4 protein-coding genes are annotated in these 7,961 nt (G+C 46.0%); all 4 read left to right on the forward strand.

Annotated elements, in window-relative coordinates; all coding sequences use genetic code 11:
* Nucleotides 1-419: 419 nt before the first annotated feature.
* The 4 genes from QT998_RS22480 to QT998_RS22495 all read left to right on the forward strand — a co-directional run bounded on the left by QT998_RS22480 (nt 420) and on the right by QT998_RS22495 (nt 7,846).
* Complete coding sequence (locus tag QT998_RS22480) at nt 420-1,886, forward strand: glycoside hydrolase family 13 protein (protein WP_333092684.1); 1,467 nt, start codon at nt 420-422, stop codon at nt 1,884-1,886.
* A 390-nt stretch (nt 1,887-2,276) separates the two neighbouring features.
* Nucleotides 2,277-4,097: a DUF389 domain-containing protein gene (locus tag QT998_RS22485; RefSeq protein WP_333117909.1), complete on the forward strand. Its 1,821-nt coding sequence runs from the start codon at nt 2,277-2,279 to the stop codon at nt 4,095-4,097.
* A gap of 110 nt (nt 4,098-4,207) precedes the next feature.
* Nucleotides 4,208-5,761: a cation:proton antiporter gene (locus tag QT998_RS22490; RefSeq protein WP_333092682.1), complete on the forward strand. Its 1,554-nt coding sequence runs from the start codon at nt 4,208-4,210 to the stop codon at nt 5,759-5,761.
* A 471-nt stretch (nt 5,762-6,232) separates the two neighbouring features.
* Entirely contained in the window at nt 6,233-7,846 is a 1,614-nt protein-coding gene (locus QT998_RS22495) for a mechanosensitive ion channel family protein (RefSeq protein WP_333117911.1), read from the forward strand.
* The last annotated feature ends 115 nt before the right edge of the window (nt 7,847-7,961 follow it).

A 7,961-nucleotide genomic window follows, 5' to 3' on the forward strand; every position in this document is an offset into this window, starting at 1 on the left:
TGAGTTAAAATACCCATCGATAAATAAGGGAAGTTTAACGACAGAATAAGGTTCGGGGTTTTGGCTGTTAATTACAATTTTGCTGTTGTTAATTCTCGCTTTGTGGCAATTTATCCATCCAGGCTCGATCGCCCTTTGGTATAGTTCCCGCCTTTGACTGATGACGTTGCACCCACAGCCAGCGACACACCACTGATGACTGATGACCAATGACTGATGACCAATGACACACCTGAGTCGGGACGATCGATATCTCAGATAAAATCAGTGATAAATCTCCGATTGACGGCAAATTTTTGTGATATTTTACGATCGGTCGATCGACAAAACTCGATCGAGTGTATATTCTCTACCAAAAGCTAGATCCCCTAGAAACCTCTGCTACTGTAGCCTAAGCCATAGCAAGCTAGGAAAATTGTATGCAAATTCAAACCCCCGACTGGGTTAAACACGCCGTATTCTACCAAATATTCCCCGATCGCTTTGCCAAAAGCAAACAGCCTCGCAAACGCCTGCTGCAAAACTTCATGTGGGAAGAATGGCACGAAATCCCCACCCTCCAAGGCTACAAAGGCGGCGACTTGTGGGGCGTTATGGAACAGCTAGATTACTTGCAAGATTTAGGCATTAATGCCATTTACTTTACCCCCATTTTTCAGTCGGCCAGTAACCACCGCTACCACACCCACGACTACTACCAAGTAGATCCGATGTTAGGCGGCAATCCAGCATTTAAAGAGCTTCTAGACGCAGCCCACGATCGCAATATCAAAATTGTCCTAGACGGCGTATTCAACCACGCCAGCCGCGGCTTTTTCTTCTTCCACGACATCCTGGAAAACGGCCCCCATTCTCCTTGGCTAGATTGGTTTCAAGTTGAAGGCTGGCCGCTATCCCCCTACGACGGCAATTTCCCAGCTAATTATCTCGGTTGGGACGGCAATCGAGCGCTGCCCGTGTTCAATCACGACAATCCAGAAGTGCGAGAGTATATTATGGAAATCGCCGAATATTGGATTAAATTCGGCATTGACGGCTGGCGGCTGGACGTTCCTTTTGAAATTAAAACAGAGGGATTTTGGCAGGAATTTCGAGACAGAGTGAAAGCTGTTAATCCCGAAGCTTACATTGTCGGCGAAGTCTGGGAAGATGCGAGAGAATGGCTCGATGGCAGTCAATTTGACGGCGTGATGAATTATCTGTTTGCGGCACCGACTATTGCTTTTGCTGCAGGCGATCGGGTAGATATGAACCAATTAGAAGGTCGTTCTTATTACCCCTATCCGGCGCTGTTTGCCAAGCAGTACGGCGAGAAAATTCAGAAAGTTTTGGAATTATATCCGTGGCAAATACAGCTAACTCAACTAAATTTGTTGGCCAGTCACGATACTGCGAGGTTGCTATCAATTGCTGGGGACGATCGCTCTAGTGTCGAAATTGCGACTTTGCTGCTGTTAACTTATGCCGGAGCTCCCAGCATTTATTACGGTGATGAAGTTGGTTTACCGGGCGCTCTAGATCCAGATTCTCGCCGCAGTTTTCCCTTAAAAGCTCACTGGGAACTTGATGTTTTAGATTACCACAAACAGTTGATAGCTTTGCGCCACAAATACGTCGCCCTCCGCACAGGGACTTACAAAATTCTGTTTGCTGAAGGCACGGTTTACGTCTTTGCGCGAATTTTGGAGGAGGAGGAAATAATTGTGGCGGTGAATGTGGCAACTCAAGAGGTAAAGGTAAATTTTGAGACTCCCAGTTTGAAATTTTCTCACGATAAATTGCTGTTTGGCAAGGGTGAGTTTGTTTGGGAAGGTGAGGGAGAAACTCGGAAGTTAGCGTTGAATATGCCCGCGCGATCGGGTTTAATTATCGGTACTGCTAATTAGTCCTTTAGACATTTGAAACCAAAGAAGCCGGGTTTTTGACCTAATTTTTGATTGAAAACTAAATATTGAAGTCAAAAACTCGATTTCTGAAATTGGTGCAAGATTTATGATAAATGATATTGTTGGGCGAAGTGAAATGTAGGATTCGTTCTGCCTGACATCTTGCACAACAAGCAAAAACCGGGAATAAGATTAAAAATCTAGGATTAAAACTTAGTTTTTTGGTTTTATTCCCGGTTTTGATCGGCTTATAGAAAATAGTGCAATATCTCAGTTTCTCTCAACCCAAGCTACACAAACTGCCTCTTATTGATGCTGCCACCACAAAGATAGGCATCAATGCACTACACTAGGTTGGTAAAAAATATTTATTGTTTCTCAGGATATGTAATGCAGCGCCTAAAGATATTAGCGCAGTTCCTTCGGTTGAGACGCTGGTTTGCTCACAATTTAGGGGTTAGCGCGGTTCGCAAAGAACAAGTCTATTTGGACCTTGCTCAGTCCGTGACTCTGACAGATGCCAGTTATTGGATTCAAGTTTTATTTTCTGCTGGGATAGCTACCCTGGGATTGGTGTTGAATAGTCCGGCCGTCATCATTGGCGCGATGCTGATTTCACCTTTAATGGGGAGTATTTTGGCAAACGGGCTGGCTTTGGCTGCTGGGGATGCGATTTTGGCGCTGCGGGCCCTTGTTAATTTAATTTTGAGCTGCACGCTGGCTATTTCCTTTGCGGTGGTGTTGGTATTGATTTTGCCGTTTAAGGAAATGACCAGCGAAATTTTGGCCAGAACTCAGCCAAATTTGCTGGATTTAGTGATAGCGCTGTTTTCTGGGGCTGTGGGGGCGGTGGCTATTTGCAAGGAGGCTAAGGGGGTTGTTACCTCTATTCCGGGGGTTTCTATCGCGGTGGCGTTGATGCCGCCGCTGTGTGTGGTGGGTTACGGGATTGGGATGGCGGTGAGTCTGAGTCCCGGAAGCGGGTTGGCGGTGGCGCGGGGGGGAGGGCTGCTGTTTTTTACAAACTTAGTCGCTATTACGTTTATGGCGATGCTGGTGTTTTTGGTTCTGCATATTGATAGTTTTCCCGTGCGCGAGCGAGTGCGTTTGTGGCGGGAAAGCAATGGAGAAAGTATTTGGATGCAGTCTTTGGTCGAGCGAATTCCGGCATCGGAACGATTGAAGCGCATCGGTAGTTTGCCAAGTCGCCTGCTGTTGATTTTGATGACTATTTTATTGACTTCGATTCCTCTGTATCAATCTTACAATCAACTTAGTGACGAAATATCTCGCAAGCAGCAAGAAAATCAACTGCGTAATAGCACTACAGAAATCTGGCAAAAAAACTTTGGTAACTTTCCTGATGGTAAAGTGCGATCGTACATCAGTCAACTTTCGTTTCGACAACAAAAGCGTAAATTAGTCGCTCAACTTCAGGTAGTTACTAGCAAGGTTTACACAGAAGCGGAACGAGAGCAATACAAGCAATTACTCTCAGCGAAACTTGGGAGGCCGTTGGAGTCAATTGCTCTGAATTTGATTCAAATTCCCATAGCTTCTAACGAGCTGTTACCAACAAAGGTTTCTGAAACAACAATCAAGCCGGAGCCTCCCCCCACGGTTGCGGAATTGCAATCGAGTTTTTTGACGGCTGTGGAGTCTGCCCTCGACTCCCTGATTTTGCCCCTACCGGCTCAATTGATGAGTTATCAGGCGATTACTAGCCCGCTGACGCCGTTAAGGATTCAGATTGCTTACTTTAGTCCGCGGGATCTCGATCGCGACGGACAAGCGCTGCTGGTGGATGATATCCGCAGTCAATTAAATTACCCTACAGCCCAGGTCAATTTCAATCGGATTGCGCCGGTTGCTGGAACGGTTACTTTTGCGTTAAATCAAGCTCAAATTGCGGCAAATCAAGTTCAATTGCTCGATCGACTGGGTAAGACGGTACAGCAAAATCCTAAATTGCAGATTGAAATGAGTTCCGGTCAAGCGCCCTCGGAAGCTGGGGCGCCGGCGATCGGGCGATCGGTGGCGGTTCGCAATTATTTGCAAACAAAATGGCAAATTAAGCCCGATCGCTATATTACTAAAACTGCAACTGCAACTCAACCAATTGTCCAGTTAAAAACAGTTCTCAAAAAACCGCCCCAAAATTCCTCACCTTCTGTTCAGCAAGATGCAGTTGAAGGAGGAGTGACACGCTGACTGTTTTTAACACTGGTGTCAAAAAGACGGTTCGTAGTGCGGAATGCGAGTCCGCACTACGAACCAATCTGTCTATACAATCCGATAATTACCAATAGGAAATTTTTAAAATGATAGAAAGCATACAAGAAGTGGCGATTGAAGATAATCTCAAGCAATTTTTAGTAGTGCTTTCAGTTTCTTTGAGTGTGGCAACTCTGCCACAAATTGTTAGTTGGTTGCGCCGAATTCCCTATACGCTGCTGCTAGTGATTGTGGGAGCAGGACTGGCTTTGGTCGATGTACGGTTGGTGAATCTTTCGCCTGAATTGATTCTGTTGATTTTTCTGCCGCCGCTGCTGTTTGAAGCTGCTTGGAATTTGAAGTGGTCGAGTTTAAAACAGGATTTAATTCCTATTTGTCTTTATGCTGTTTTCGGTGTGCTGATTTCCATTGCGGGTGTGGCAATTGGTTTGAATCAATTTGCCGGTCTTTCTTTGGGAACTGCGCTGATGATTGGGGCTACCCTTTCAGCTACCGATCCGGTTTCGGTGACGGCTTTGTTTCGGGAGTTGGGGGTTGAGAAGCGTCTCAGCACTTTGATGGAAGGCGAAAGTTTGTTTAATGACGGAATGGCAGTTGTGGCGTTTGGATTTCTGGCTGCTTTTGCTCAGGGAACTGCTAATTTATCGCCGGGGCCGATTGTACTGGAGTTGATAACGGTGGTGGGGATTGGGCTGGGGGTTGGCGGGCTGATCGGGTTTGCGATTTCTTATCTGACGCAGCGGTTTGATTTGCCTCTGGTGGAGCAGTCTCTGACGTTGGTTTCGGCCTACGGTACTTATTTGATTGCGGAGGATTTGGGGGGTTCGGGGGTGATTGGGGTGGTCACGACTGGGCTAATTTTGGGCAATTTTGGTTCTCGCATCGGGATGAATCCTCGCACTCGGATTATTGTGAGTGAGTTTTGGGAATTTTTAGCTTTTTTTGTAAATTCGATTGTGTTTTTGCTGATTGGCGATCAGATTCGGTTTGGGAGTTTGGGCGAAAATTTGGATGCGATCGCGGTGACGATTGTGGCGGTGATTGTAACGCGGGCGATCGCCATTTACGGACTGGGTAGTCTCAGCAACCGTTTTGCCGCATCCGCCATTCCGCTGCAGGAGCAAACGGTGTTGTGGTGGGGAGGGCTGCGGGGTGCGGTGTCGGTGGCTTTGGCTTTGAGCGTACCTGAAGGTTTACCGGGCCGGGAGGTGGTGATTGCGACGGTTTTTGGGACGGTGTTGTTTACTTTATTGGTGCAGGGACTGACTATTCAGCCTGTTCTGAAAAAACTGGATCTGCTGGGGGATGGGCCGATGCGCGGGGAGTATTTGGAGGCGATCGCCCGTCGGGCGGCTTTGGGTAGGGTGTTGCAACGGTTGGCGGAGATGGAGGACCAGCCGGGTGTCGATCGGGAGTTTTATGAGTATCAAGAATCCCTGGTTAAGGGGGAGTTAATGAGGATTGAGGCAGAGGTCGATCGGCTTCAAGATGAATATCCCGATCTCAGCACGTTTATTGCTGAGCAAATTCGAGGTGAGTTGCTGGCGATCGAGGCTGACACCTATGCTGAGTTTGTGCGATCGGGTCGCTTAAATCAAGAACTGTCTCTCTTTTTGGGAGTTGAGAACATAGGGGAGTAATTATAGAGTGCGACGGTTTTTTCTATATCTTGGAGACTTCCCAAATGCCGCCGCAGAATAGATTCAAACTAATACTTAAACATTTCGAGCAAGTTCGTAATGAGGACTTCAGTCCTTTCCATCAAGTTCGATCGTTCGGACTTCAGTCCTTTCGAGCATTGTCTAACAGTGTTAAGGGAACTGAACGGGTAACTCAATCAGTTTAAGCCGTTATAATGCAAAAGTAATCTGAGTATCAAGTACCAAAGTGCGCTGGCAAAGTATTCCTCAAGCACTGCCGCACCGTTAATCCTTCTGATGGTTGCACTTATTGGGCTTTGTCATCAATATCCAGTTTGCAATTCCCTGAAACCTCTCCAACGATTCTTGTAGAACGGGCATCCTGCTTGTTCAAAAACTTGCTTTGCGGTGGAGGTTTATTAGAGGCATACCGATCGCGGAATATGAGGAGTGCATTGAAATTGGTAAAATATGTTAAATCGCCGGAAATTTTCATTTTTTCGTTACCAAATACTGGGAATCATCACAGCCTTAGCGCTGAGCTTAGTTTTGCAGGCTTTACCCGTTCAAGCAGCGAGGACGGCGACATTTGTTGTGGTAGATGGTCGTCCAATTTTTAGCGTCAGCGATGCTGACTCATTGACGGGCACCGAACGAGCCGATTTGCTCAATTTGCGACTCCAACAAATTGAGAAATCTCAAGAAACCGTTCGAGTCACAACTGAAATTCGCGATCGGTATCCCACCATTCTGGTTAATGGCAAATACCTGTTGACAGTCACTCAATCCGATGTGCAAGAAAATCGCACGCCCGCCGAACAAGCTAATCTTTGGGCAGAACAACTCAGTCAAGCTTTGCAGCAAGCTCAAAATGAAAGAAGCGCCGGATTCATGAAAAATATGCTGATGCTGGCAGCGGCGACTGTAGGGCTGGCGATCGCCCTCAACAAAGCATTGGGATGGCTGTGGCGATCGGCCAGACAAGCTGCAATCCAGCGATTTGTCGAACCATCAAACGAAGAAGTTGGAGTTGATGATTCGCCCAAAGCTCTGAACTTATTATTTAACTTAACTCTGTTTTTCGCAAGGGTTGTGCTTTGGATTGTCACCGCCCTTTACATTACCAATCTGTTTCCGGTAACTCGGATTTGGAGTTACACCCTAACCAGCAGTTTAGTCAGCACTTTCACATCTAAAGCCCTGTCTGTAGGACGCAACAATTACTCAGTCACCGATCTGCTAATTCTAGCTGCTCTAATCCTGGGATGGGTTGTCCTTAGCGGCGTTATTTCTAAATTATTTAAACTGCGAATTTTGGAAGTCACCCGTATCAGTCGAGGCAGTCAAGAAGCCGTTGCCGTGATTGCCAAATATTTGCTGGTTGTTATAGGAACCATCGTTCTGATGCAAATATGGGGAATTGACCTGAGTTCTCTAACAATTATATTTAGTGCATTAGGAGTTGGTATCGGTTTTGGATTTCAGGATATCGCTAAAAACTTTGGTAGCGGTCTGATTTTGCTCTTTGAACGTCCGATTCGGGTAGGCGACTTTGTGAGTGTCGGTAAAATTGAAGGCACTGTGATCCGTATTGGCGCTCGCAGTACAGTGCTTCGCAACCTAGATCAAGTTTCGATTATTTTACCCAATTCTCGTTTCTTAGAGGATGATGTAACTAACTGGAACTATGAGAATTCTGTGTCGCGAATCAGAATTCCAGTTGGTGTTGCCTACGGCTGTGATATCAATCAAGTTAAGGAGGCATTGCTAAAAGCTGGTAGGGGACATTCTGATGTCTTGAAGACTCCAGAACCGATTGTTTTTTTCTTGGGTTTTGGTGAGAGTTCCTTGAATTTTGAGCTGCGGGTTTGGATTGTTGAACCCATCGCACAGTATCGCGTCAAGAGTGATTTATTTTTCCGTATTGAAGAACTGTTTCGAGAGCATGAAATCGAAATTCCGTTTCCTCAACGAGATTTGCACGTGCGATCTGGGAGCATTCCTTTGGCTTTGTCACCGGAACTAGAGGCAACATTACGCAAAACTTTACTCAAATCGGAAAATAACTCAGTTGCCCCTAAATAACTTAAAATAAATTCTTCCTGCTTGCTTCTTTTTTCTTCCTAATGACTAATGACTAATGACTAATGACTAATGACTAATGACTAATGACTAATGACTAATGACTAATGACTAATGA

This window comes from Microcoleus sp. S1D4 (genome assembly GCF_036700765.1).
Taxonomy (GTDB): domain Bacteria; phylum Cyanobacteriota; class Cyanobacteriia; order Cyanobacteriales; family Microcoleaceae; genus Microcoleus.